Raw genomic sequence first — 23,164 nt, 5'->3', positions numbered from 1 at the left:
AGCGACGGGTCAGCGTCTTTTTCGTGTGAGTGTGTCCGAGTACCGGGAGGAAGCACCGTGGAGAGCATCGAGGTCGTCGTCGGCAGGATCGGCAAGCCGCACGGCATCCGCGGCGAGGTGACCGTCGACGTCCGCAGCGACGAGCCCGACCGGCGCTTCGCCGACGGCGCGGCGCTGCGGGTCGAGGCCCCGCGCGGCTCGGCGTTCGCCCACCGCACGCTGACGGTGGTCCGCAGCCGCTGGCACCAGCAGACGCTGCTGGCGACCTTCGAGGAGCTCACCGACCGCAACGCCGCGGAGACCGCGCGCGGCGTCGTCCTGCACGCGATGGTCGACCCCACCGAGACCCCCGAGGACCCCGACGAGTACTACGACCACCAGCTGGTCGGGCTCGCCGTCCACGACGTCGACGGCACCCTGATCGGTGAGGTCACCGGCCTGGTCCACGGCGCCCAGGACCTGCTCGCGGTGCGCGCCGTCGACGGCCGGCCGACGCTGGTGCCGTTCGTGACCGCGCTGGTCCCCGAGGTCGACGTCGCCGGCGGCCGCGTCGTCGTCGCCGACCGCCCCGGGCTCGTCACCCCGCTGCCGGACTGACGGGCACCCCGCCGTGCGCCTGGACTACATCACCATCTTCCCCGACTGGTTCGCCCCGCTGTCGCTGTCGCTGCCCGGCCGGGCGATCGAGTCCGGTCTGCTGAGCATCGCCGTGCACGACCTGCGCGACTGGACCCACGACCGGCACCGCACCGTCGACGACACCCCCTACGGCGGCGGCGCCGGCATGGTGCTGAAGCCCGAGCCGTGGGGCGAGGCGCTCGACGCCGTCCTGGCCTCCTCCGACGCCGCCACGCTGGTGGTGCCGACGCCGTCCGGGCGCCCCTTCACCCAGGCCCTGGCCCGCGAGCTGGCCACCCGCGAGCACCTCGTGTGGGCGTGCGGGCGCTACGAGGGCATCGACCAGCGGGTGCTCGACCACGCCGCCGGCCGCCCCGACGTCGTCGAGGTCGTCGAGGTCAGTCTCGGCGACTACGTGCTCAACGGCGGGGAGGTAGCCGCGCTGGCGATCACCGAGGCCGTCGTCCGGCTGCTCCCCGGCTTCATGGGCAACGCCGCCTCGCTGGTCGAGGAGTCCCACGAGGACGGCCTGCTCGAGTACCCCGTCTACACCAAGCCGGCCTCCTGGCGCGGGCTCGACGTCCCCGACGTGCTGCGCTCGGGCGACCACGCCCGGATCGCGGCGTGGCGGCACCGGCAGCAGGTGGAGCGGACCGCCGCGCGGCGCCCCGACCTGCTCCCCGCCAGCCAGGCCCGCCACGAGTGGGAGGTCGTGCCCGCCGTGGCCGCCGACGCCGGGGAGCTGCTCACCCTGCAGCGCGCCTGCTGGCTGCAGGAGGCGATCGCCAACGGCAGCGTCGAGGGCATCCCGGCCCTGGGGGAGTCGCTCGACGACGTCCGCCGCTGGCTCCCGGAGTGGACGACGTACGTCGTGCGGGTCGAGGGCCGCCTGGTCGGCGCCGTCCGCGGCCGGCTGGAGAGCACCCCCGCCGGGCCGGCGTGGGACATCGGCCGGATCATGGTCGCCCCCGACCTCCAGGGCCGCGGCCTGGGCCGGGTGCTGCTCGAGCACATCCAGGACGTCGCGCCGGTGGAGGCGACGTCGTTCGTGCTGTTCACCGGGCAGCACAGCAGCGACAACATCCGGATGTACCGCAGGGCCGGGTTCCGGCTGCGTCCCGACATCACGCCGCCGCCGCTGGCCGTGGTCCTGACCAAGCAGCGGCGGCCGCGGGCGGATTAACCCCGCCCCGCGGCGGTGTGGCAAACTCGCTCCTTGGTCCGACCGGCCGAAGGTCCGCCCCGGGGAACGCCTCGTCGTCCGCCCGGAGGGACTGCGTGGACGCCTGCCACAGGGGACGTCGCACGCCGCCGGCCACCGGTCGCGACCGCCAGCACGAACCCACCTGAACACCATCCTTGTCCGCGGTCGACCTGTGGCGCCCGCGAGGAGACACCATGACCAACAAGCTGGTTGCCGAGCTCGGCAACGCGCAGAAGCGCACCGACGTCCCGGCCTTCCGCGCCGGTGACACCGTCAAGGTCCACGTGAAGGTCGTCGAGGGCAACCGCGCCCGCGTCCAGGTCTTCCAGGGCGTCGTGATCCGGATCCACGGTGCCGGCATCGGCCGCACCTTCACCGTCCGCAAGGTCTCCTTCGGCGTCGGCGTCGAGCGCACCTTCCCGCTGAACTCCCCGATCTTCGACCAGATCGAGATCGTCACCCGCGGTGACGTCCGTCGCGCCAAGCTGTACTACCTGCGCAACCTGCGCGGCAAGGCCGCCAAGATCAAGGAGCGCCGCGAGTTCTGACCGGACCCCGGTCCGACCGCGCGGCCGATCCGACCGCGGTGGCCCACCCCGGGTTTCCTAGACTCGACGCGTGACCACCGACGAGAGCGCCCCGTCCCCCGTGGACGGGGCGTCCGTCGTTCGTGGGGGGCCGCGCCGGCGTCGTTCGCCGTGGCAGGAGTCGCTGGTCCTGCTCGTGCTCGCCGTGGTGCTGGCGATCGTCGTCAAGACGTTCTTCCTCCAGGCCTTCTACATCCCGTCGTCCTCGATGGAGCCGGGGCTGGTCGAGAACGACCGGATCCTGGTGCAGAAGGTCTCCACCTGGTTCGGCGGCTCGCCCGAGCGCGGTGACGTGATCGTGTTCGAGGATCCCGGCGGCTGGCTCACCGGGCCGCCCGACACCACCAACGGGCTCCAGGACGCGTTGTCGCGGGTCGGGCTCCTCCCGAGCGGCGGCCACCTGGTCAAGCGGGTCGTCGGCGTCGCCGGCGACACCGTCACCTGCTGCGACGAGCAGGGCCGGATCCTCGTCAACGGGGCCCCGGTCGACGAGGACGGCTACGTCGCCGAGCGTCCGTCCGGCCGGTCCGCCGACGTCGACTGCAACGGCCCGATGATCGGCTGCGAGTGGAGCGCCGGCCCGGTGCCCGACGGCGAGGTCTTCGTAATGGGCGACAACCGCGACGACTCCGCCGACTCCACCGTGCACCTGTGCCTGCCCGACGAGGTCGACTGCGCGCGCGACCCGTTCGTCGACCTCGACCTCGTGGTCGGGACGGTCTTCGCGGTGGCGTGGCCGCTGGGCAACGCCCGGTTCCTGGGCCGCCCCGACTCCTTCGACGCCGTCCCCGACGCGGGCTGAGCGGCGCAGGTCGGTCTCGATGAGCTCGCTCCCGCGTGGTCTGGCGGTGCGCCGCGACGCCGGCATCTACGGCTTCGAGCGCGCCCTGCGTCGCCACGGCGTCGGCCTGGTCGCCGGTGTCGACGAGGCCGGCCGCGGCGCCTGCGCCGGCCCGTTGGTCGCGGGGGCGGCGATCCTCCCGGCGGGGAGGGCCGGCGTCGTCCCGGGGCTGGCCGACTCCAAGCTGCTCACCGAGCGAGCCCGGGAGCGCTGCTACACCGAGGTCGTGCGGCGGGCGCTGGCGTGGGCCGTCGTGGTGGTCCCGCACGACGAGTGCGACCGCCTCGGCATGCACGTCGCCAACATCGAGGCGCTGCGGCGCGCGGTCGCGCTGCTCGAGGTCCGGCCGGAGTACGTGCTCACCGACGGCTTCCCCGTCGACGGGCTCGGCGTGCCCGCGCTGGCGGTCTGGAAGGGCGACCGGGTGGCGGCCTGCGTCGCCGCGGCGTCGGTGCTGGCCAAGGTGACCCGCGACCGGATCATGGTCGAGATGCACGACGACTTCCCGCACTACGACTTCCGGACCCACAAGGGCTACATCACCGACGACCACACCGCCGCGCTGCTCGAGCACGGGCCGTCGCCGGTGCACCGGATGCGCTTCGTCAACGTCCGGCGGGCCGCCGGTCTCGAGCCGCCCCTGTCAGGCCCGGCGGGGGAGCCCGAAGACGGTGTGGACGCCGGGGGAGAAGAGCACCGAGTCGGGGGCTGAGCCGCCGACGTCGACGCCGGCCGCCGCCAGCAGCCCGTCGCGGCCGTCGTCCAGCTCGACGACGTCGGCGGCGTGCAGCGGCCACGGGCCGTGGGTGTTCGGCACCCACAGCGTCCGGCCGGCCACCCGGGTGTGCAGCCCGAAGCGCGCGGTGAGGAAGACGTCGCGCGGGGAGGGCTCGGCCAGCGCGGCCCCCACGCGGACGGCGACCGCGTTGCGCGGACGGGTGCCGGTGCGGCGCGCGGTGCGGTAGCCGACGACGTCGCCGCGGCGGTCGTGGGTGATCCGGGCGAAGCGGTAGGGCACCCGCAGCGTCGCCACCGCGCCGGCCACCACGGCCGCGCGGTCGCAGTCCAGCGAGAGGAAGACGACGCCCCGCCGGCCCGCCGCGTCGACGGAGTAGGTGCGCACGTTCGTCTCGAGGAACGTGCCCAGCCGCGGCACCGGACCGCGGTGGCCCAGGCCGGCGTCGACCATCCGGAACGGCACCAGACCGACCCACGCGCTGCCGTCGTGCACGTCGGGGCGCACGCCGCGCGGCAGCAGCCGGGCCACGGCGTCGGGGTCGACGCGCCAGTGCACGAACACCACGTCGCGCCACCACTGGCTCATGATCTGCCGGCTGGGCAGCGGCGGGCCCTGCGGGTCCAGCGCGGCGCCGAGGGTCATGCGTCTAGGCTCGCAGCGCTGCGGGACCGCGCGGTCACCCCGAGGTGGACAAGGAGCCGGCATGAGTGCGGAAGATCTCGAGAAGTACGAGACCGAGCAGGAGCTCACCCTCTACCGCGAGTACCGCGACGTGGTGGGCATCTTCAAGTACGTCGTCGAGACCGACCGGCGCTTCTACCTGTGCAACCAGGTCGACGTGAAGGCCCGCACCGAGGCCGACGACGTGTTCTTCGAGGTCTCGATGTCGGATGCGTGGGTGTGGGACATGTACCGCCCGGCGCGCTTCGCCAAGAGCGTCAAGGTGCTCACGTTCAAGGACGTCAACGTCGAGGAGCTCGTCCAGCCCGACGTCGACCCGCCCAAGCCGTAGCCTGCAGCCGTGAGGACGACCGGGGCGGGGCGCGGCGACCGCGGCGCCGCCGCCGTCGAGTTCGCCCTCGTCGTCGTCCCGCTGCTCTACCTCGTCTTCGGGGTCATCGAGTACGGCTACATGCTCAGCGTCCGCCAGGCGATCAGCCAGGCCGCGGCCGAGGGTGCGCGGGCGGCCGCGGTGGGCGGTCCGGAGGTCGAACCCCGCCAGGCAGCCCGCGACGCGATCACCGACGCCCTCTCGAACTACGACCTGACGTGTGACGACGACGGCACCCTCCGCGAGGGACGGGACGGTCCCGAGGTCGGCGACTGCACGGTGGGGGAGCAGGCGACCTGTGCCAGCGGCACCGTCGACGCGGAGTGCGTCGCGATCAGGCTCGCCTACGACTACGAGCCGCTCGTCGGTCTCGGGTACGGCTACCTGCTGCCCGACCAGCTGACCTACACCACCAGCGTCCAGGTCGACTGATGCGCCGCCGCGAGGAGCAGGGCGCGATCGCGATCATCGGTGCCGCGGTGATGGTGGTGGTCCTCGGCGTCGCCGCGTTCGTCGTCGACCTCGGCCTGCAGCGGGTCGCGCGCCAGGACGTCCAGGCGCTCGTGGACGTCGTCGCCCTCGACCTGGCCCGGATGCTGGACGGCGACCGCACCGCCGGGGACCTCAGGACCGTCAGCCCCACCCTGGACGACGCCACGGCCGCCAGCCTGGCCCGCAACGACGACGACGTCGTCGGCGCCGCCGACACGCTCGAGGTGGTCCCCACCCTGCTGGTGGCCGACGACGCCGGGCAGGGCGGCGGCACCCCGGTGTGGCGCGAGGCTCGTCCCGACGAGTCCCCCGAGGCGGTGCGCGTCGTCGCCTCCATCGACGTGCCGTTCGGCTTCGCCGCCGTCGCGGACGTCAGGAGCGGTCGGGTCGAGCGGTCGGCGACGGCCGGCGCCGAGTCGTCGGCCTGCTTCCACGTGGGCTCGTTCGCGGCGGCCGTGGAGCGTGCCGACGCCGCGATCCCCGCCACCCTCAACGACCTGCTCGGACAGTCACTCTCGGCCGAGGACTACCGCGTCCTCGCGCGGGAGGACGTCGCCCTCGACGACGTGGCCGAGGCGCTGCCCGCCGGTCTGGCGTCGTTCGACGACCAGGTGCGGGTGCGCGACCTGCTGCGGGCGGTCGCCGCGGCGGTGCCGGCCGGCTCGGGGGCTCGCGGGGTGCTCGCCCGTGCCGCCGACGCCGTCGCGACGTCCGCCGCTGCCCGTGTCGCCGACGTCGTCAAGGTGTCCGTCGACGACCGGCTCGCGCTGGACAACCCGACGCCGGTGCTCGACCTCGTGGCGCCCCTGCTGTTCGCCTCGCTCGGCCCGCAGCCGTCGTCGGTCCCCGCCGGCGGAGGCTTCGACGCCGCGGTCGAGGTGACCGGCGTGCCCGGGGTGCAGCGGGTCTGTGCGGCCGAGGAGGCTCGTGGCGCCGAGGTCAGGGCGACGTTCTCCGGCGCGGTGGAGCTGTTCGCCGACCAACCGGTGCGGCGCCGCGACCTCGGCGTCGTCGACGTCGAGGTGGAGGCCGCCGTCGCCGTGGGCGGCGCGGCCCTCACGATGTCGGGCGGGGTGGAGTGTCGCGACGTCGAGGACGGCGAGGACCGCCTCGTCGTCGCGGCGGCCGACGGGCTCGGCACCTCCGCGGTCTCGGCCACGGTGCGCGTCGTGGGCACGATCTCGCCACTCCCGCCCGGCGTCGAGGAGGTCACGGTCGACGTGGAGATCGACCTGGTGGCGCCGGCCCCGCCGGGTGTCGGTCCGTCGTCGGTCGACCTCCTGGTCCCGACCAACGCGGTCCGCCGCGGTGCTCCGAGCTCACCGGGCACCACCGGGGAGCCGTTCACCGCCCTGGCGGGGCTGCCCGCCATCAGGCGCGCGGACCTCGGTCCGGACACCGACGGCGTCGTGGTCGACGCCCCGAACCGTCCCGGGCGGGCGGCCCGGGTGCTCCGCGACCTGCGCCGCGACCTCAACCAGGCCATCGACACCCAGGTGGACGCTGGTGCGGTGACCACGGTCGGGTCCGAGGTCGCCCGGCTCGCGGTGTTGCTGGGGGCCCGGCGCGGTGGCGCCGACCTCTACGGCGAGGACCGCCCGACCTGCACGGGCGTCCGCCTCACGGGTTGACCGCCGGCCGACCGGTGGGTTGCCCGGATCGCTGCAAGTGCTCCTCGACGCTTGGACCACGGCATCCGCCCTGGGAGGCTCGCAGCGGAGGTGCGCCGTGGACTTCGGGATCGTCGGGCTCCAGCTGGCGCCCGCCCGCGCCGGCGTCGCGGCACGCCTGGACGCCCTCGACGCCCTCGTGGGCGAGCACGCGCCCGGCCGGCACCTCGTCGTCACGCCCGAGCTGACGCTCACCGGCTACGGGCCACCCCCGCCGGACGCGCTCCCGGACGCCGTCGTCCTCGACCGGCTCGCGGCGATCGCGGCACACCACGACGTGGCGCTCGTGGTCGGGCACGCCGTGACCACCGGCGGGGCCGTCCGCAACGCGGCCGTGGTCGTCGACCGCCGGGGCAGGGTCCGGGCGGTCCACGCCAAGGCCCACCTCTTCGGCGACGAGCACGACTGGTTCACCCCGGGCGACGCGGCGCCGGTCGTCGTCGACCTCGACGGCCTCCGGGTCGCGGTCGCGCTCTGCTACGACGTGGAGTTCCCCGAGTACGTCCGGATGGTGGCCGACGAGGTCGACCTGGTCGTCGTCCCCGCCGTGCTCCTCGGACCCCCGGCCGTCACCCGCCCGATCCTCGACCTGGTGCTCCCGGCCCGCGCGTGGGAGTGCCGGTGCTACGTCCTCTACGTCAACGTCGCCGGCGACGCCGAGACCGAGGGGGTGGGGTCGAGCCGGCTGGTCGGCCCGGACGGGACGGTCCTGGCCGGGTGCGGCCCCGCACCCGACGTCCTGCGGGCCACGGTGCGGACGACGGCCGTGGCCGCGGCCCGCGCCGAGCTCGGCTACCTGCGCGACCGCCGTCCCTGCCTCTACGCCGGCCACCGGGCCGGCGTCCCCGACGCCGCCGCGGCCCTCCGCGGCGTCGTTCCCCCCGACGACGTCGCGACCACCGGGGTCGCGACGCCCAACCAGCGCCACCCGGACGCGGAGGAGACGCAGCCATGATCGACGCATTCGTCACGATCGGAATCGGACCGTGGGACATCGAGCTCGGCATGCTCGCCTGGGTGGTGGTCCCGTTGCTGGTCGTCGTGGTGGTCTACAGCGTCCTCAAGGACTAGCGCCCCCCAGGACCGCCGAGGTCGGTGCCGCCGGCCCCCCGGGTTGCCGCGAACGGTGCAACGGTGCCGGCGCCGCCGACCCGGCGTCCCGCGCCACCGAGCCTGGGTGGATGGCGACCCTCCTGACCCCCGCCGGCGGCACGAGCTTCGCCGAGGTCGAGCGGCGCGCGCTCGAGCACGCCGCCGAGGTGCGGGACCTCGGCGCCGCGCCCGGCCACCGCGTCGCCCTCAAGGCGGCCAACTCCGCCGAGTGGCTGGCCTGGTTCCTCGGGCTGGCACACGCCGGCGCCTCGATCGTGCTGGTCGACCCGCGCACGCCGCACGCGCTCACGGCCCGGCGCCTGGCCTCGACCGGTGCCGACCTGCTCGTGACCGACGAGCCCGGCCCGTGGCCCGGCCGCATCCTGCCCGTGCGGGCCGGCGGCCGGACGACGCCGACGGACGACGGTGCCGGCGCGACCGGCGCCCTCGACCTCGAGCGCTGGCGCGTGCTGCCGGACGCCCTCGTGATGGCCTCGGGGGGCTCGACCGGGGATCCCAAGCCGGTCGCGAAGTCGGGCACGGCGTTCCTGGCCAACCTCGAGGCGAACATCGAGGCGATGGGCCACCGCCCCGACGACGTCTTCTGGCCGATCCTCCCGATGCCCCACCAGTACGGCCTGGGCATGGCGATGATCGCCTGGCGCCTCGACGCCGACCTGGTGCTCTGCCCGGCCGAGCGGATCGACGTCGGCCTGCGGCTCGCGGGGCCGGCCGGGGTGACCGTGGTCGACGGCACCCCGACGACGTGGCGCACGCTGCTGGCGCTGGCCGAGCGCCGCGCGGAGTTCGCCCGCGCGCTCGAGCGGGTGCGGCTGCCGTGCAGCGGTGCCGCCCCGCTGCCGCCGGCCCTGGCCGAGCAGGGCCGGCGACGCTTCGGCGTGCCGCTGCTCGACAGCTACGGCAGCACCGAGCTGGGCAACCTGACCTTCGCGGTGCCGGGTCGACCGACGGCCTGCGGACCGCCGGTCCGCGGCGTGCGGATCGAGGTGCGGGCCGCGGACGGGCGCCGCCTGCCGCCGGGCTGCGTGGGCGAGATCCACGTGTCCCACGAGCACGTGATGTCGGGCTACCTCGTCGACGGCCAGATCGAGCCGGTCGAGGTCGTCGACGGCTGGTGCCCCACGGGCGACCTGGGCAGCCTCGACGTCGACGGCGCGCTGCACGTCGTCGGCCGGGCCGAGGTGCTGGGCCGCGGACCGACCCGGACCTACCCCGCCGCCGTCGAGCACCGCCTCCGGGAGGCGGGGGTGCCCGGGGGCGTCGTCGTCCTGGCCGACCAGCGGCGCGGGCGGCTGGTGTGCTTCGCCGAGGCCCGCTCGGAGGAGCAGCAGCAGCTCGTGCGGGGGCTGGTCGCGACCGTGTGCGTCGGCGAGGAGGCGATCGACGACCTGCGCCTGGTGGCGGGGCTGCCCACCAACCTCAACGGCAAGCCGGACCGGGCCGCGCTGCTGCGGCTCCTCGACCGCGACGACCCGGGGGGCTCGGGGAGGGTCGTGGGCCAGGACGCCTCGTGACGGCGCCGGACTTCCCGTTCGACCACGTCGGCTGGCTGGAGCACCCGCACGGCATCGGCCGGGTCGGCGCACGCCACGTCGGTCGCACGGTCGCGGTGATCGGCGCGGGCATCGCCGGCACTGTCGCGGCCGACGCGCTGAGCGCGGTCGGTCTCCGGCCGGTCGTGTACGACGGGGTCGGCGTCGGCGGCCGGATGCGCTCGGTGCCGCTGCGACCCGACGACCCCTACCCGGCCGAGCTGGGGGCGATGCGCTTCTCGACCCGCGACCACCTGGTCGCGCACTACCTGCGCGACCTCGGGCTGCGCACCTACCCGTTCCCCAACCCGCTGTCCCCGGCCGCGCCGCGGGCACTGGTCGACGTCGGCGGGGTGCGCCGCGTGGTCGGCCGCGGCGACCTGCCGGCCGACCTCGCCGCCGTCGACCGCGCCTGGCGGGCCACCGTCGAGGACGTCGCCGACGTCGGGCTGGTGGGGGAGGCGCTCGCCGAGCGGGACGCCGGCACGGTGCTGCGGATCTGGCCGAAGATCGTGCGCGCGCTCGACGAGGTCTCGCTGCGGTCGGTGCTGCTCGAGTCGCCCCACTTCACCGACCGGACCAGCCGCGACCTGTTCGGCCACGTCGGGTTCGGCAGCGGCGGGTGGGACACCGACTTCGACAACGGCGTCCTCGAGGTCCTGCGGGTGGTGGCCGCGGGCCTCGACACCGACCACGTCGGGGTCGTCGGCGGCTGCCAGCAGCTGCCCCGGCTGCTGTGGGACCGGACCCGTGCCGCCACCGGCCAGGAACGCCTCGGCGGCGAGGTCGCCGCCGTCGTCCGGGACGGCGCCGAGCTGGTCGTCACCGAGCGGTCCGGCCGCCGCACCCGGCACGCCGCCGTGGTCTGCACCGCCCCCGTGCGCCACCTGCTGGTGCGCCTCCGGGTCGCCGAGGAGCTTCTCGCACCGGACGTCGTGCGCGGGGCCGAGGGCATCCACTACATGGCCTCCTCGAAGGTCCTCGTCCCGGTCGACCGTGCCTACTGGCTCGATCCCGGGCAGGAGTCCCTGCTCAGCGTCCTCACCGACCGGTACCCGCGTGCGGTGTACCTCTTCGGGCAGAGCCCGGAGGGTCCCGGCACGGTCTGCCTCTCCTACACCTGGAACGACGACGCCGACGTCTTCCGGGGCATGGACGCCGAGGCGCGGGCCGAGGCCTGCCTGCGCTACCTCGACGGCGTCCTGCCCGGGCACGCGGTCCGCGAGCACCGGCGCGGTCCCGCGGTCGCCGTCACGTGGGACGAGCAGGAGGGGTGCGCGGACGCGTTCAGCCAGAACCTGCCCGGGCAGTACGACCTCCAGCGAGGGCTCTACTGCGACTTCGTGCGCCCGCGCCCGCCCGGCCTCGGGTTCTACGTCGCCGGCGACGACGTGTCGTGGACCGGGGGGTTCGCCGGTGGGGCGATCGCCACGGCGCTCAACGCCGTGTGGGGGGTGGCCCGCGACCTCGGCGGCTCGTCGCCGCCGTCGAACCCGGGCCCGGGCGACCGGTTCGCCGAGCTGGCGCCGGTCGAGCTGGGTCCCCGCGGGCCGGGGGCCTGAGTCACCCGAGGACGGCGACGGCGGCGACGTGCGCTCCCGCCACCTCCCACCAGCCGGTCACCCGGGTGGGCGGCACAGCGCCGGGGACGCGCACGGTCGCGGTGAACCCGTGGTCGGCACCGAGCGACACCGTCACGTCGCGGTAGCCGACCGGCGTCCGCAGGGTGGGGTGCACCGCCTTGTACGTCGCCTCCTTCACCGCGAACGCCACCGTGGGCCCGACGCCGCCCGTGACCGCGACGACCGCCCGCTGCTCGTCGTCCCCGAGCAGGACGGCGGCCTCCTCCGGTGGGAGCGGGGCGGCCGGGGCGACGTCGACACCCACGCCGCGGTGGTCGGCCGCGCGGGCGACCACCGCGACGGCGAGGTCGGGCAGGTGGCTGATGCTCCCGACCCGCCCGGCCGGCCACCGGGGCGCTCCGAGGTGGTCGGCGCCGAGCGCGACGACGTCGCTGCCGCTGGCCGCGAGGGCCGCGCGCGCCAGCCGGCGACCGACCGCGAACTGGGCGCGCCGCGCCGGCCCGGCCTCCCGGACCAGGCCGGCCTCGACGTCCGGCAGGTCGCCGAGGGCGTCGGTCACGACGTCGACCGGCGCCGCCCGCAGGACGATGCCGGCGCGGCCGACCCGGGTCCCGAGGCGGGCGAGCGGGGAGGAGGGCTGCTGCACAAGGAGTCCTCGACGGCGACTGTTGCGTCGATCGGCGGAAGGGTCGCACGATCCTGGTGGCGCGGGTCACGCCCGGCCCACACTGTGGCACATGAAGTTCGAAGCGATCGTCAAGGACCTGATCGAGGAGCTTCACACGTCCTCGTCCGCCACCACGTCGAGCGGCGCCCCGGGGCCCTCGTCCGCCGGCTCGTCGCGACGCTCGACCGACGCGCTGGTCGCCACCGGGACCGAGCTGGTGATGCAGGTCGTCGCGCAGGTCGCCGAGTCGGTCGGGCGCGTCCGCGCCGGCTCCGACCCGGCCGCCGACTCCCAGGGCGCCCCCGACTCCGAGGACGCCACCGAGCCGGCGCCGAGCCGCGGCACCAGCGAGATCGAGGCGCTCGTGCGCCGGGTGGTCACCCAGGCCCGCGACCTCGCCTCCCAGGACCGCGCCGAGCTGGTTCGCCAGCTGTCCCGGCCCGACCTGCTGCTGTCCGGCCGCGGTCGGGCACCGCAGCCGGCGGACACCGTCCGAGGACGCGTCGAGCTGTGACCACCGAGGCGGTGCCGGCGTCCGCGGGGGTCGTGCGCCACGAGTCCTTCGCCGTCGCCGAGCCGCCGCAGGTCCTGGTCCACGTCGGCGCCGACCCGGTGGTCGTGGAGCTGGTCGAGGGGTCGCGCCAGGCGGAGGTGCACGTCGCCCTCGACACCACGCTCGACGGGAACGGGCACTACGAGCGCTTCCTGCAGGCCGTGCGCGGCACCGCGCTCGGGGCCGACGCCGACTCCGAGGAGGGCCTGCGCTCGCACCTGCTGTCCTCGACCGAGATCACCTGCTCCTCCTTCGACCGCCGGCTCGTCGTGCGGAGCCCGCAGCGCGGCGCGGTCCGGTTCGGCACCGTCGCGATCACCGTGCGCGTGCCGGCCGGGTCCGACCTCGTCGTCCGCGGGGACGTCGTCACCCTCGACGCCATCGGCGCCGCCGGCGACGTCCGGGTCAAGGCCCGCCGGGGCGAGGTCCACGTGGCCTCGGCGTCCTCCCTCGACCTGCGGCTGCGCCAGGGCAGCGCCCGCGTCGACCGCGTGCACGGGCCCCTCACCGCCGACCTGCGCGCCGCCTCCCTGGAGGTCGCCGACCTCGGCGGCGACGCCGACGTCGTCTCGTCGCGGGGCGCCGTCGCGCTCACCCTGCGGCCGGGCGGTGCGGTCGACCTCTCGCTCAGCACCGCCGGCACCGTCGACCTGTCGGGCCTGCCGCCGGTCGTCGAGCCCCCGGCCGGGGGCCCCCGCGAGGATCCCGGCGGCGGTGCCCCGGCGCGCCGGGTCAGCGTCGCCTCCGGCACCGGCCAGGTCCGCCTCTCGCGCGGCGCGGAGCCCACCGCGACCCCGGACGTCACCGCCGCCGGTCCCGACGGACCCTGATGCTCGGAGGCACCGTCCGCTTCTCCCAGCGGCACCGGCTCGCGACGATCCTCGCCTGGCTGGCCGCGCTCGTCGCCGCCGTCGTCCTGCTGCCCGGCCTCGGCTCGGTGACCGAGTCCGAGCAGGCGGCCTTCCTCCCCGACTCCGCCGACTCCGTGGCGGCCGCCGAGGTCGAGGGCGCCGCCTTCCCCGACGACGACGTCAGCACGGCCGTGCTGGTCGTCAGCCTGGAGTCGGGCGCCCCGGTCGCCGACTCGCCCGGGGTGGTCCAGGGTCTGGTGGACGCGCTCGAGGACGCCGGCATCGAGCACCTCGTGGCCGTGGGCAGCGACGAGGCGGCGGTCTCCGAGGACGGCACGGTGCGCTTCGTCGACCTGTCGCTGGCCGACGTCGGCGCGGACGAGTCGGACCGGACCGTCGACCGGGTGCGGGAGGTGGTGGCCGACGCGACGCCCGAGGGCGTGGTCGCCGAGCTCACCGGCAACGCCGCCCTCAACCACGACGGGCGCGAGGCCGCGGCCGAGTCCGAGCTGGTCATCTCCGTCGCCACGGTCGTGGTGATCCTGGTGCTGATGCTGCTGGCCTTCCGCGGGATCCTCGCGGCGCTGGTGCCGGTGCTGGTCGTCCCGGTCGTCTACGAGCTCGCCGCGCGGGTCACCGCCGCCCTGGCCTCGGAGTGGGGCTGGCCGGTGGACGAGAACCTGCCGCTGATCCTGACCGTCGTCCTCTTCGGCGTCGGCACCGACTACGTGCTCTTCATCCTCTTCCGCTTCCGCGAGGGCCTGCGGGAGGGGATCGAGCCGCGCGCGGCCCTCGAGCGCGCCACCGTGCGGACCGCTCCGGTCCTTGGGTCCGCGGCGCTCACCGTCACCATCGCCTTCGCCGCGCTCGGGCTGGCGACGCTCGGGTTCTACCGGACCCTCGGCCCCGGCCTGATCGTCTCGGTCCTGCTGATGTTCCTCGCCGCCACCACCCTCGTCCCGGCCGTGCTGTCCCTCCTCGGCCGCGGCGTCTTCTGGCCCTCGCGGCCGTGGCGCCGGCAGCCGAGGCGGCGGCTGGTGGGTGCCCTGGCCTCCGGGGTGGTCGCGCACGCCGGCGGGGTCGCGACGGTGGTGGTCGTGCTGATGCTGGGCGGCGGTGCCGCCGCGGTCGCCTTCCAGCCCGACTTCAGCACGACGTCGGCACTGGACCCGTCGACCGAGTCGAGCCGCGCCCTCGACACCCTCGGCGACTCCCTGCCGGCCGGCACCCTCAACCCGACCCGCGTCGTGATCACCTCCGACTCCGGGGTCGACGAGGCCTTGGTCGAGGAGTTCGCCACCGGGCTCGCCGGTCGCGACCTGCCGGGGGAGGCGGTCCCGGGGCCGGTCGCCGAGAGCGGCGACGCCGGCCAGGTCGTCTTCGCCTTCGACGACGACCCGTTGCGCAACGCCTCGCTCGACGCCTTCGAGGACCGGCTCCGACCGGCCGCCGAGTCGGTCGCGGCCGACCTCGGCGTGGACGTCGTCCTGACCGGCGACACCGCCACCTCGGTGGACCTGCGCACGGCCAACAACCGGGACCTGCTGGTCATCGGCGGTGTGGCCGCTGCGGCGATCATGCTGGGGCTGGTGCTCGCGCTGCGGGGGCTCGTGGCCGGGGTGACCCTGGTGCTGGCCATCGTGCTCGGCGTCGTCGCCGCGCTCGGCGCCGGCGTCGTGCTCTTCCAGCAGCTCCTGGGTGAACCCGGCCTGGCCTTCAACGTCCCGATCGTGCTGTACGTGTTCGTGCTCGCGATCGGCACCGACTACACGATCCTGGTGGTGCTGCGGATCCGCGAGGAGCGGGCCCGCGGGGGCGACCGCGTCGAGGCCGTCCGCGCCGCGATGGTCCAGGCGGTCCCGTCGGTGGTGGCCGCCGGCCTCATCCTCGCCGGCACCTTCGCCGCCCTGGTGCTCTCCGGGGTGCCCGCGACGGTGCAGCTGGGCGCGACCGTGGCCATCGGCATCGTCCTGGCCGCGGGTCCGGTCGCCTCGGTGCTGATGCCGGCCGTCGCGGTGCTCCTGGGCGACCGGCTGTGGTGGCCGGCCCGGGTCGGGCCCCGGCGCGGTCGCTGAGCTCGGCCCGACCCCTCCGTCGGCCGGGACCGACCACGAGCACGCCCCGCGGGCCCCGGCCCGCGGGGCGCCGCCGCGCCCGGCCGACGCCCGCCGTACGAGCGCCGCTTGAGCGCCGCACGACCGCGCGACCTACCCCGCGGGGGCGCGGCGAACCCCGCGGGCGTTGCACCGATCGGGAGAGACGCGGTGCAGGGCTGCCTCACCTGGGGTCCGGCTGCTTCTCCCCGCGACCCGGCCCGGGGCCGCGATTAGCGTCCGGAACGTCCACACGATGTCTGACGGAAGGGGAGGGGGTGCGGCACATGTTCAACGACGTGATGGTCGAGGAAGAGACCACCGAGGAGGTCTCGGCAATCGACTTCGGTTGCTGAGACCCGACGACGGACGGCGCTCGGCGCCGCCGCCTGCGGTGTCTCGGGGGCACGACCTGCTCCCGGGACGCCGTCCCTGCTCGGTCGGCGTGGTGCCACCGGCACCACGCCGACCGAGCTCCGCGGAACAGGTGCAGAGGGAGATCAGATGGTCACGCAGATCCTGCCGGAGGCGCCGGCTGCGGCCGCCCAGGAGGTGCGGCCCTCGCGCTTCACCTACGCGGTGCCGCACGACGACGGAGGGCTCGTCGTCTACAACTCGATGCGCGGTGCCATCACCTACGTGCCCGAGTCCCACGCGGAGGCCGCGCGCGAGCTCCTGGGCAACCGGACCGCCGTCCACCGCCGGCTCGACCTGCCCGACGAGCTCCGGCCGATGCTCGACGGCCTGCTCGCCCGCGGGTTCGTCGTGCCCGACTCCGACGACGAGCTGCAGGACGCCGCCGACCTTCGCGACCAGCGCGTCGCCCGCACCGACCGGCTCGAGCTGATCCTGATGCCGACCGAGTCGTGCAACTTCCGCTGCACCTACTGCTACGAGGACTTCGGCCTCGACCGGATGCTCACCGGCGTCCAGCGCGGGGTGACCGAGCTCGTCCGCCGCCGGCACGAAGAGTCGGGACTGACCTCCCTGTCGGTCTCCTGGTTCGGCGGCGAGCCGCTGGTCGCGCTCGACGTCGTGGAGAACCTCAGCGAGTTCTTCCTCGACTACTGCGCCGCCAACGACATCACCTACGCGGCCGGCATGACGACCAACGGCTACCTGCTCACGCCCGAGACCGCCCGCCGGGTCACCGACCTCGAGGTGCGCTCGTTCCAGGTGACGCTGGACGGCCCCCGCCACACCCACGACGACACCCGCTCGCTGATGGGCGGGCAGGGCTCCTTCGACACCATCATGACCAACCTGCGCGGCCTCGCGGCCGACCCCGACCTCGACCTCGACCTGATGCTGCGCACGAACTTCACCCCCGAGAACGTCGGGAGCGTGCCGAGCCTCGTGGAGGAGATCGGCGAGATCGCCGCGCGCGACGACCGGTTCACCGTGATCTTCCGCCCGGTCGGCCGGTGGGGCGGCCCGGACGACGACGCCATCTCGGCCTGCACCGGCAAGGACGCCGAGCTGCTCAAGCTCGACCTGAACCGGCACGCCTCCGACGCGGGCATGGGCGTGGGGGACACCAAGATGCTCCGCCCCGGCGGGACGGTCTGCTACGCCGCGAACCCGTGGTCCCTGGTCGTGCGCCCCAACGGGCTGCTCAACAAGTGCACCGTCGCGCTGCGCATGGTGGAGAACATGGTCGGCCGGCTCGCGCCCGACGGCACCCTCCACCTCGACGACGACCGGATGGCGCTCTGGACGGCCAACGACGAGACCCAGGACTCCGGCTGCCGGTCCTGCGCGTTCCGGCCGTCGTGCCAGGGCGCGCACTGCCCGCTGATCCGGGTCCAGGACGGCGTGCGTCCCTGCCCGTCGGTCAAGACGTGGATCGGGGCCAACCTGCAGACCTTCGCCGACCTCCAGCGCCAGGGCGTCGCGGTCGTGGGCGGTGCGGCATGACCGACCAGGGGCCGTCCTCCGGCGCCCCCCGCGTGGCGACCGACGTCGACGGCTGCGTGACGCTGTGGGCCGACCGCGACGGGTGGTGGGTCGCCGAGCACGCCCGGGGCCAGGAGCGGGTCCGTGCCGCCGGGCACCGGGCGCCCGACGGCCTCGCCGCCGGCAGCGCCGGAGGTGGCTTCGTGGCCTGGAGCGGCACGACCGCCGAGTCCCTGACGCTCGACGGCGACGTCCTCCAGGCCGGGGTGAGCCGGACCGTCCCGGACGACCTGCGGGCGGTGGCGGCCGTCGGCGTGCGCGCCGGCGGCGTCGTGCGCGAGGTCTGGTGCGGGCTGGACCGCGTCGGCGGCGTGCACGTGCTCGGGTGGGACGGCGAGCACCCCACGACCACGGAGGTGAGCGTGCCGGGGGCCCGTGGCGTCTTCGTCAACCGGCGCCTGCGCTGCTTCATCGTGCTCGGCGAGGCGGTGACCGTGATCGCCCCCGACGCCGCCGAACCCGCGCCCTGGGTCGCCGGCGCGCTGCCCGCGCCCCCGACCGTCCGCGCCGTCGCCTTCGACGAGGTGCTCGAGGTCGTGTGGCGCGCCGAGGAGCACGTCCTGGTGGCCGAGGGGCTGCGCGCCGGCCGGCTGGTCGAGATGTACCGCGTCCCCGTGGCCGCGGGGGTGAGCGCGCTGGGCGTCAGCGGGGGCGGCGAGTGGCTGCTGCTGGGCCGCGAGGACGGCGACGACACGCTGCTCAACGTCGCGGCGCGGCGCGAGATGGCGCTGCCGGACGACGTCGCGGCGGCCACGGTGCGCGCCTTCGGGTACGACGCCCGGCTGTGCGCCCTCTCCGCGGACGGCGTGGTCGCGGTCGACCTCCCGGCGCGCGCGGAGCTGCGCGACGTCACCGTCGGCACCAGCACCGCCGCCTGGGACGGGCGGATGACCAAGACCAGCTCGGTGGCGCTGCGACGCGATCCCGCGCAGGGCCCGGGCAGCCGCAGGGCGGTGGCCGGCCGTGCGTGACGGGACGCTGTTCAGCGAGGGCACCCGGCTGGTCCGCCAGGACCTGCGCGAGCTCGCCCGGCGCTGCGCCCGCTCGATCGAGCAGCGGGGCCGGTCCCTGCCCGACGCGATGGACGACGTCGCCACGGCGTTCAACCGCGGCGCGCTCGTGATGACCATGGTCGGCGACGCCGACCGGGCCGAGACCATGTGCCACCAGCTGATCGGGATCCTCGAGGGCCACGGCGGGCGCTGCGCCCGCACGCCCGCCCACGGCTACGCGCTGCAGCCGCGGCTCAACCTCGGTCGGCTCCAGCTGCGGCGCCGTGACCTGGAGGGCGCCCTCGAGACCTACCGCCGGGTCTACGAGATGTCGCTGCGCGCGCTGCCGGAGCCGGCCGCGGCGATCCAGCGTGCCTACGTCGTCGACACCACCCGGGCCCTGCTGCTGACCGGGAACCTCGACCGGTTGCGGACCCAGGTGCGCGCGTGGCGCGACGACCCGGCGTTGTCGGGACTGTTCCAGGTCGTCGAGGCCGGCGTCCTGGCCGCGGCCCCGATGGAGCAGCTCCAGGGTTGCTGGGGGCTCGAGGAGCCGAGCTTCGAGCACGTCGTGCTGCGGCTGCACACGGCGCGACGGCTCTTCGAGCACGGGGAGGTCGAGGCCGGCATCGAGACCGTGCTGGCGACCTACTTCGGCGCCCACGCCGTCATCGCCGACCTCGACGACGGCGAGCGCGGCAAGCTCCTGGGCTACCTGGCCCGGCTCCTGGAGCAGGGCGGGGAGTCGCTCACCGCCGCGACGACGTGGGAGTCGGTGGCCGGGGTCGCCGAGATCACCGGCGACGAGGTCCTCCTGGCCGACGCCCTCGGGGGCATCACCCGCACGAGCGTCGACACCCGGCGCTGCGAGGAGGCGGCGCGGCGCCTGCACGAGCTGCGCTCCGAGTCGCTCTACGTCGCCGTCCGCGGCGACCTGGGGGCCGTCCTGGCCCCGGACATCCCTGAACTGGTCCGGCTGGAGTGCGCCGCCGCGCGCCTGGGACGCCGGTCCGACGTGGAGGAGGTAGCACGATGACGTTGTCCGAGGAGACCACGGCGCTCGGCCTGCTGCTGGGCGGCCGGTCCGAGCTCGACCGGTGCTGGGAGGAGGAGCCGTTCGTCGTGCGCGGGCTGCCGCCGTTCGACGACGTCTGCTCGCTCGACGACGTCAACCGGCTCGTGTTCGAGGAGGTGCACGACCGCAGCTTCTTCCGCCTCTTCGACGGCGGCGTGGAGCAGCCGGCCGCCACGGCGGCCCGCCGTCGCGAGCGCGCCCCCGGCGACAACGCGGCGCTGCTCGACCCGGACGAGACCCGCCGCCTGGTCGCGGCCGGCCACACCCTGGTCCTGGAGGAGGTGCGCACCCTGCTCCCCGCGGTCGACGCCTTCACGCGGGCCCTGGAGTCCGAGCTCGGCCACCACTGCTACTGCGCGGCCTTCCTCAGTCCGCCCGACGCCGTCGGCGCGGGCGCGCACTGGGACGTCGGCAGCGTGTTCCTCCGCCAGCTGCACGGCGGCAAGTCGTGGCGGCTTGGCCGACCGGTCGAGCCGGCGATCCGTCGTCCGTGGAACCGAGCGTCCGTCACCTTCGAGGACCCGGTGACCTTCGAGCTGGGGGAGGGTGACTGCCTCTACATCCCGCGCGGCTGGATCCACGAGGGGCACACGCAGTCCAAGCACGCCCTGCACCTCTCGATCGCGGTCCAGGCGACCACGTGGGGCGACGTCCTGCACGCCGCCCTCGACCGCTCGGAGCGCTCCTCGCCGTCGCTGCGCGAGGCGCTGCCACCGGCCTGGCGGATGCCGAGCGACCAGGACGCCGTCACCGAGCTCGGACGCCGGCTCGCCGGGGTCGACCTGGGAGGGGTCTGCGGGCCGGTCGACCCGGTGCGGCGCCGCGCCGGCTCCGCGGCCGCCCCGGGCATCAGCGCGTGGGGAACCGGGTCGTGAGCGCCACGACCACGACCCGGCCCCTGCACGACCCCGGCGTGGCCGCGGGACCGGCCGGCGGGGGTGACCTCGGGTCGCTCTGGCACGCCTGCGCCGCCGCCTCCTCGATGTTCGAGCGACAGGCCGTGGTGCCGGCGCCGCAGCTGCGCGAGCACCTCGACGACACCACCGTGGTCGACCTGCTGCGTCGGGCCCTCGACGACCCGGCGGCGCGACGGATGCTCAAGGTCACCGTCGACGGCACCCAGAGCACGGCCACGACCGAGAGGGTGGTCGGCGCCCCGCCCCGCGAGGGGGAGACGACCCGTGAGTGGACCCGGCGGTTGTTCGGGACCGCGCGCGTCGGTGTCGGCCTGAACGGCGTCCAGCGGTGGAGCGAGCAGCTGACCCGGGTCTTCGCCGAGGTGATGGCGCCGGTCTGGGACCACTGCGAGCACGGGTGGGTCGACCTGAGGCTGACGCTGTTCCTCGGCAACTACGGCTTCACCGACGGCGGTGCGCACCGCGACGTCGGTCACCCCGAGCGGGTCATCCACCTCAACCTGGGGCCCGCGCCCAAGGTGTTCCACACCTGGACACCCGACGAGTTCGCCGCGGCAACCGGTGGGCTGGGCGCCGTCCGGGTGCCCCCGTTCCCGCTGGGGTCGGCCCGGTCGGCCTCCTTCGGGCCCCACGAGCTCTTCGTCCTCAACGTCAGCGACTTCCACGTCGCCGACAACGACGAGCACAGCGTGAGCGTGGCGGTGGAGATGATCCGCCGCACCCCGGCCGAGGTGCTGGCCGAGGTCGCGGGGCGGCTCGCGCCGGTCTCGCAGCGCTCGGCCGCCGCCGCCTTCCTGTCCGCCGGCGGTGAGGCCGACGACGTCCGGCGCCTCCTGGCCGGGGCCGACCTCGGCGCCCGGTTCGCCGAGGCCGTCGACGACCTGGCCGCGCGGAGCCGGAGCAACGCCGGGTTCCGCGGGAGCCCGCGGCCCCGGACCGACCAGGCCCCACCCGGTCCCGTGCGCCGGCGTCCGACCTACCCTATCGAGCGCGGGTCCGGCGGCGTGCTCCACGCCCGCGGTTCGGCCCTGCGGCTGCCCGGGCAGGAGCGCGAGCTCGCGGCCGTCGCCGGCGTCCTGGACAGCGGGCTCGCCCACACCCGCGCCGACGTCGTCGCCGCGACCGGTATCGCCGCCGAGCTGGTCGACGGGGTGGTCGACGCGCTGTGGCGGACCGGCGCGCTCGAGCCCGTCGCCGGGGACACCGACGACGCTGGCGGGGTCGCGCGATGAGCGTGGGCACCGACACGACGCGACGCCCGGCCCCGGACCTCCCGCCCGCGGTGGTGGCCCAGAGCCGCAGCGGGACCTTCGACGCCTTCGCCCGGCCCGTCGGGATCATCGGCACCGGCATGTTCGTGCCGGCCCGCCGGGTGACCAACGACGAGCTGGTGGGCGGCCTCGACACGACCGACGCCTGGATCCGGCAGCGCACCGGCATCCGTGAGCGCCGCTGGCTCGAGCCGGCCCTCACCGCCACCGACATGATGGTCGCGGCCGCGGCGGACGCCCTGGTCGCCGCCGGGGTCGCGGCCGCCGACCTGGGCGCGGTCGTCGTGGCGACGTTCACCGGCGACCAGCCGCTGCCGTCCAACGCGGTGACGGTGGCCTCGCGGCTCGGGGCGACCGGGGCCTGCCCCCTGGACCTGAACCAGGCCGCCTGCGCGGGCGGCGTGCTCGGCATCTGGACCGCGGCCCACCTCGTCGCCGCGGACCCCGACCGGCCGGTCCTCGTGATCGGCTCCGAGGTGCTCTCGCGGGTCACCGACCCGCAGGACCGGTCGACCCGCGTCTTCTTCGGTGACGCCGCCGGCGCGGTCGTGCTCGGCACCGTCCCCGACGGTGCGGGCCTGGAGTCCTGGCACGTGGGCTCCGAGCTGAGCCACGACGTCGGCATCCGCGCCGGCGGGGCGTCGCGACCGGTGGACGCCGGGGCTGTCGAGCGTCGCGAGCACTACCTGCACATGGACGGACGCACCGTGTGGGACATGGCCACCCGGCACCTGCCGGCGAGCGTGCGCGAGGCGTGCGCCGCCGGCGCGGTGGCGGTCGAGGACGTCGACCGGTTCGTCTTCCACCAGGCCAACCTCAACATCGTCCACGCCGCCATGGACGCCCTCGGGCGGCCCCGTGAGCTGGCCGCGGTCAACGTCGACCGGCTCGGCAACACCGGCGCCGCGACGATCTTCCTGGCCCTGCACGAGTCGGTCGCGGACGGCGCGCTGGGCGCCGGCGACCGCGTGTCGATCAGCGCCATCGGCGCGGGCTTCATCTGGGGCTCCCTCGTGCTCCGCCACGTGGCCCCCCGTGGGTCCGCCCCCCTCACGCACCGCACCACCACCACCACGACGAGAGGCACGACCATGTCGATGACCGAGCACGAGGCAGCCGAGATGTTCGTCGAGCTCTACCAGCTCGACGTCGACCCAGCCACGATCGGCGGGAGCGACCCGCTGTTCGGGCCACGCTCGGCCTTCGGCCGCGACTCGATGGACGTGCTGAAGCTCATCGCCGCGCTGCGGGAGCGGTACAGCTTCGACATCGGGGACCTCAAGACCGAGAGCTTCCTGACGACGTCCTCGATCGTGGACTTCCTGGGCTCGCGGGCGCAGACGAACGCCGAGGTCTGAG

At 75.3% G+C, this 23,164-nt stretch carries 22 protein-coding genes; 20 read left to right on the top strand and 2 right to left on the bottom strand.

The genetic code is table 11. The annotated features are described in order from the left end of the window. The first annotated feature begins 57 nt into the window (after positions 1-57). The 5 genes from rimM to FE634_RS14290 all read left to right on the top strand — a co-directional run bounded on the left by rimM (position 58) and on the right by FE634_RS14290 (position 3,962). Positions 58-597, top strand: a complete 540-nt coding sequence (gene rimM / locus FE634_RS14310) for a ribosome maturation factor RimM (RefSeq protein WP_212721627.1) — start codon at positions 58-60, stop codon at positions 595-597. A gap of 13 nt (positions 598-610) precedes the next feature. Then, the gene (gene trmD / locus FE634_RS14305; RefSeq protein WP_138876257.1) at positions 611-1,801 is read left to right on the top strand and encodes a tRNA (guanosine(37)-N1)-methyltransferase TrmD; all 1,191 of its coding nucleotides are present in this window, start codon (positions 611-613) and stop codon (positions 1,799-1,801) included. A gap of 215 nt (positions 1,802-2,016) precedes the next feature. Next, positions 2,017-2,370, top strand: a complete 354-nt coding sequence (gene rplS / locus FE634_RS14300) for a 50S ribosomal protein L19 (protein WP_137293436.1) — start codon at positions 2,017-2,019, stop codon at positions 2,368-2,370. 70 nt (positions 2,371-2,440) lie between these two features. Next, positions 2,441-3,211 (top strand): signal peptidase I, encoded by a 771-nt coding sequence (lepB, locus tag FE634_RS14295; RefSeq protein ID WP_138876256.1) that lies wholly within the window; start codon positions 2,441-2,443, stop codon positions 3,209-3,211. 19 nt (positions 3,212-3,230) lie between these two features. Further along, positions 3,231-3,962 carry a ribonuclease HII gene (locus FE634_RS14290; protein ID WP_138876255.1) on the top strand — a complete coding sequence of 244 codons (732 nt, stop codon included), beginning with the start codon at positions 3,231-3,233 and terminating at the stop codon, positions 3,960-3,962. Here FE634_RS14290 and FE634_RS14285 read toward each other — a convergent pair. Further along, complete coding sequence (locus tag FE634_RS14285; RefSeq protein ID WP_138876254.1) at positions 3,894-4,631, bottom strand: YqjF family protein; 738 nt, start codon at positions 4,629-4,631, stop codon at positions 3,894-3,896. The genes FE634_RS14290 and FE634_RS14285 overlap by 69 nt on opposite strands. 61 nt (positions 4,632-4,692) lie before the next feature. Here FE634_RS14285 and FE634_RS14280 point away from each other — a divergent pair, with 61 nt between their 5' ends. The 6 genes from FE634_RS14280 (at position 4,693) to FE634_RS14255 (ending at position 11,409) form a co-directional block, all read left to right on the top strand. Next, complete coding sequence (locus FE634_RS14280; protein ID WP_134767391.1) at positions 4,693-5,001, top strand: DUF2469 domain-containing protein; 309 nt, start codon at positions 4,693-4,695, stop codon at positions 4,999-5,001. Between the two features lie 9 nt (positions 5,002-5,010). After that, a complete protein-coding gene (locus tag FE634_RS14275; RefSeq protein WP_148240709.1) occupies positions 5,011-5,472 on the top strand; it encodes a TadE/TadG family type IV pilus assembly protein in 462 nt (153 codons plus the stop codon). Further along, a complete protein-coding gene (locus tag FE634_RS14270) occupies positions 5,472-7,163 on the top strand; it encodes a hypothetical protein (protein WP_148240708.1) in 1,692 nt (563 codons plus the stop codon). Before FE634_RS14275 ends, FE634_RS14270 begins: the two co-directional genes overlap by 1 nt. A 97-nt stretch (positions 7,164-7,260) precedes the next feature. After that, the gene (locus tag FE634_RS14265; RefSeq protein WP_170981531.1) at positions 7,261-8,157 is read left to right on the top strand and encodes a nitrilase-related carbon-nitrogen hydrolase; all 897 of its coding nucleotides are present in this window, start codon (positions 7,261-7,263) and stop codon (positions 8,155-8,157) included. Between the two features lie 226 nt (positions 8,158-8,383). Next, the gene (locus FE634_RS14260; RefSeq protein WP_148240706.1) at positions 8,384-9,829 is read left to right on the top strand and encodes a class I adenylate-forming enzyme family protein; all 1,446 of its coding nucleotides are present in this window, start codon (positions 8,384-8,386) and stop codon (positions 9,827-9,829) included. Further along, positions 9,826-11,409, top strand: coding sequence for a flavin monoamine oxidase family protein (locus FE634_RS14255; protein WP_187366709.1), 1,584 nt, complete (start codon positions 9,826-9,828; stop codon positions 11,407-11,409). Before FE634_RS14260 ends, FE634_RS14255 begins: the two co-directional genes overlap by 4 nt. Before the next feature lies 1 nt (position 11,410). On the opposite strand, the gene FE634_RS14250 is transcribed toward FE634_RS14255, so the two are convergent. Continuing rightward, complete coding sequence (locus FE634_RS14250) at positions 11,411-12,076, bottom strand: 4'-phosphopantetheinyl transferase superfamily protein (RefSeq protein ID WP_138876250.1); 666 nt, start codon at positions 12,074-12,076, stop codon at positions 11,411-11,413. Positions 12,077-12,167: 91 nt separating this feature from the next. Here FE634_RS14250 and FE634_RS14245 point away from each other — a divergent pair, with 91 nt between their 5' ends. The 9 genes from FE634_RS14245 (at position 12,168) to FE634_RS14205 (ending at position 23,163) form a co-directional block, all read left to right on the top strand. After that, the gene (locus FE634_RS14245; protein WP_137293446.1) at positions 12,168-12,611 is read left to right on the top strand and encodes a hypothetical protein; all 444 of its coding nucleotides are present in this window, start codon (positions 12,168-12,170) and stop codon (positions 12,609-12,611) included. Beyond that, on the top strand, positions 12,608-13,480 hold the full coding sequence (locus tag FE634_RS14240) for a hypothetical protein (protein WP_138876249.1): 873 nt from the start codon (positions 12,608-12,610) through the stop codon (positions 13,478-13,480). The genes FE634_RS14245 and FE634_RS14240 overlap by 4 nt, the downstream gene beginning before the upstream one ends. Then, positions 13,480-15,576, top strand: a complete 2,097-nt coding sequence (locus FE634_RS14235) for an MMPL family transporter (protein ID WP_138876248.1) — start codon at positions 13,480-13,482, stop codon at positions 15,574-15,576. The genes FE634_RS14240 and FE634_RS14235 overlap by 1 nt, the downstream gene beginning before the upstream one ends. 522 nt (positions 15,577-16,098) lie before the next feature. Further along, positions 16,099-17,511, top strand: coding sequence for a radical SAM/SPASM domain-containing protein (locus FE634_RS14230; protein WP_138876247.1), 1,413 nt, complete (start codon positions 16,099-16,101; stop codon positions 17,509-17,511). Then, positions 17,508-18,521, top strand: a complete 1,014-nt coding sequence (locus FE634_RS14225) for a hypothetical protein (RefSeq protein WP_148240705.1) — start codon at positions 17,508-17,510, stop codon at positions 18,519-18,521. Before FE634_RS14230 ends, FE634_RS14225 begins: the two co-directional genes overlap by 4 nt. Then, positions 18,514-19,578 carry a hypothetical protein gene (locus FE634_RS14220; RefSeq protein ID WP_137294889.1) on the top strand — a complete coding sequence of 355 codons (1,065 nt, stop codon included), beginning with the start codon at positions 18,514-18,516 and terminating at the stop codon, positions 19,576-19,578. The genes FE634_RS14225 and FE634_RS14220 overlap by 8 nt, the downstream gene beginning before the upstream one ends. Beyond that, positions 19,575-20,492, top strand: a complete 918-nt coding sequence (locus FE634_RS14215; RefSeq protein ID WP_138876245.1) for a JmjC domain-containing protein — start codon at positions 19,575-19,577, stop codon at positions 20,490-20,492. The genes FE634_RS14220 and FE634_RS14215 overlap by 4 nt, the downstream gene beginning before the upstream one ends. Continuing rightward, positions 20,489-21,766, top strand: coding sequence for a hypothetical protein (locus FE634_RS21110; RefSeq protein WP_187366708.1), 1,278 nt, complete (start codon positions 20,489-20,491; stop codon positions 21,764-21,766). Before FE634_RS14215 ends, FE634_RS21110 begins: the two co-directional genes overlap by 4 nt. Then, the gene (locus FE634_RS14205) at positions 21,763-23,163 is read left to right on the top strand and encodes a beta-ketoacyl-ACP synthase 3 (protein WP_138876244.1); all 1,401 of its coding nucleotides are present in this window, start codon (positions 21,763-21,765) and stop codon (positions 23,161-23,163) included. Before FE634_RS21110 ends, FE634_RS14205 begins: the two co-directional genes overlap by 4 nt. The last annotated feature ends 1 nt before the right edge of the window (position 23,164 follow it).

This window comes from Nocardioides sp. S-1144, assembly GCF_005954645.2.
Taxonomy (GTDB): Bacteria; Actinomycetota; Actinomycetes; order Propionibacteriales; family Nocardioidaceae; genus Nocardioides; species Nocardioides dongxiaopingii.
The sequence above is the reverse complement of the archived record's forward strand: the minus strand, read 5'-3'. Positions and strand labels throughout refer to the sequence as shown.

Coding starts and splice junctions, on each gene's coding strand:
- rplS (WP_137293436.1), top strand. CDS start 2,017: ATGACCAACAAGCTGGTTGCCGAGCTCGGCAACGCGCAGAAGCGCACC.
- FE634_RS14290 (WP_138876255.1), top strand. CDS start 3,231: ATGAGCTCGCTCCCGCGTGGTCTGGCGGTGCGCCGCGACGCCGGCATC.
- FE634_RS14285 (WP_138876254.1), bottom strand. CDS start 4,631: ATGACCCTCGGCGCCGCGCTGGACCCGCAGGGCCCGCCGCTGCCCAGC.
- FE634_RS14280 (WP_134767391.1), top strand. CDS start 4,693: ATGAGTGCGGAAGATCTCGAGAAGTACGAGACCGAGCAGGAGCTCACC.
- FE634_RS14270 (WP_148240708.1), top strand. CDS start 5,472: ATGCGCCGCCGCGAGGAGCAGGGCGCGATCGCGATCATCGGTGCCGCG.
- FE634_RS14260 (WP_148240706.1), top strand. CDS start 8,384: ATGGCGACCCTCCTGACCCCCGCCGGCGGCACGAGCTTCGCCGAGGTC.
- FE634_RS14245 (WP_137293446.1), top strand. CDS start 12,168: ATGAAGTTCGAAGCGATCGTCAAGGACCTGATCGAGGAGCTTCACACG.
- FE634_RS14235 (WP_138876248.1), top strand. CDS start 13,480: ATGCTCGGAGGCACCGTCCGCTTCTCCCAGCGGCACCGGCTCGCGACG.
- FE634_RS14230 (WP_138876247.1), top strand. CDS start 16,099: ATGGTCACGCAGATCCTGCCGGAGGCGCCGGCTGCGGCCGCCCAGGAG.
- FE634_RS14225 (WP_148240705.1), top strand. CDS start 17,508: ATGACCGACCAGGGGCCGTCCTCCGGCGCCCCCCGCGTGGCGACCGAC.
- FE634_RS14215 (WP_138876245.1), top strand. CDS start 19,575: ATGACGTTGTCCGAGGAGACCACGGCGCTCGGCCTGCTGCTGGGCGGC.
- FE634_RS14205 (WP_138876244.1), top strand. CDS start 21,763: ATGAGCGTGGGCACCGACACGACGCGACGCCCGGCCCCGGACCTCCCG.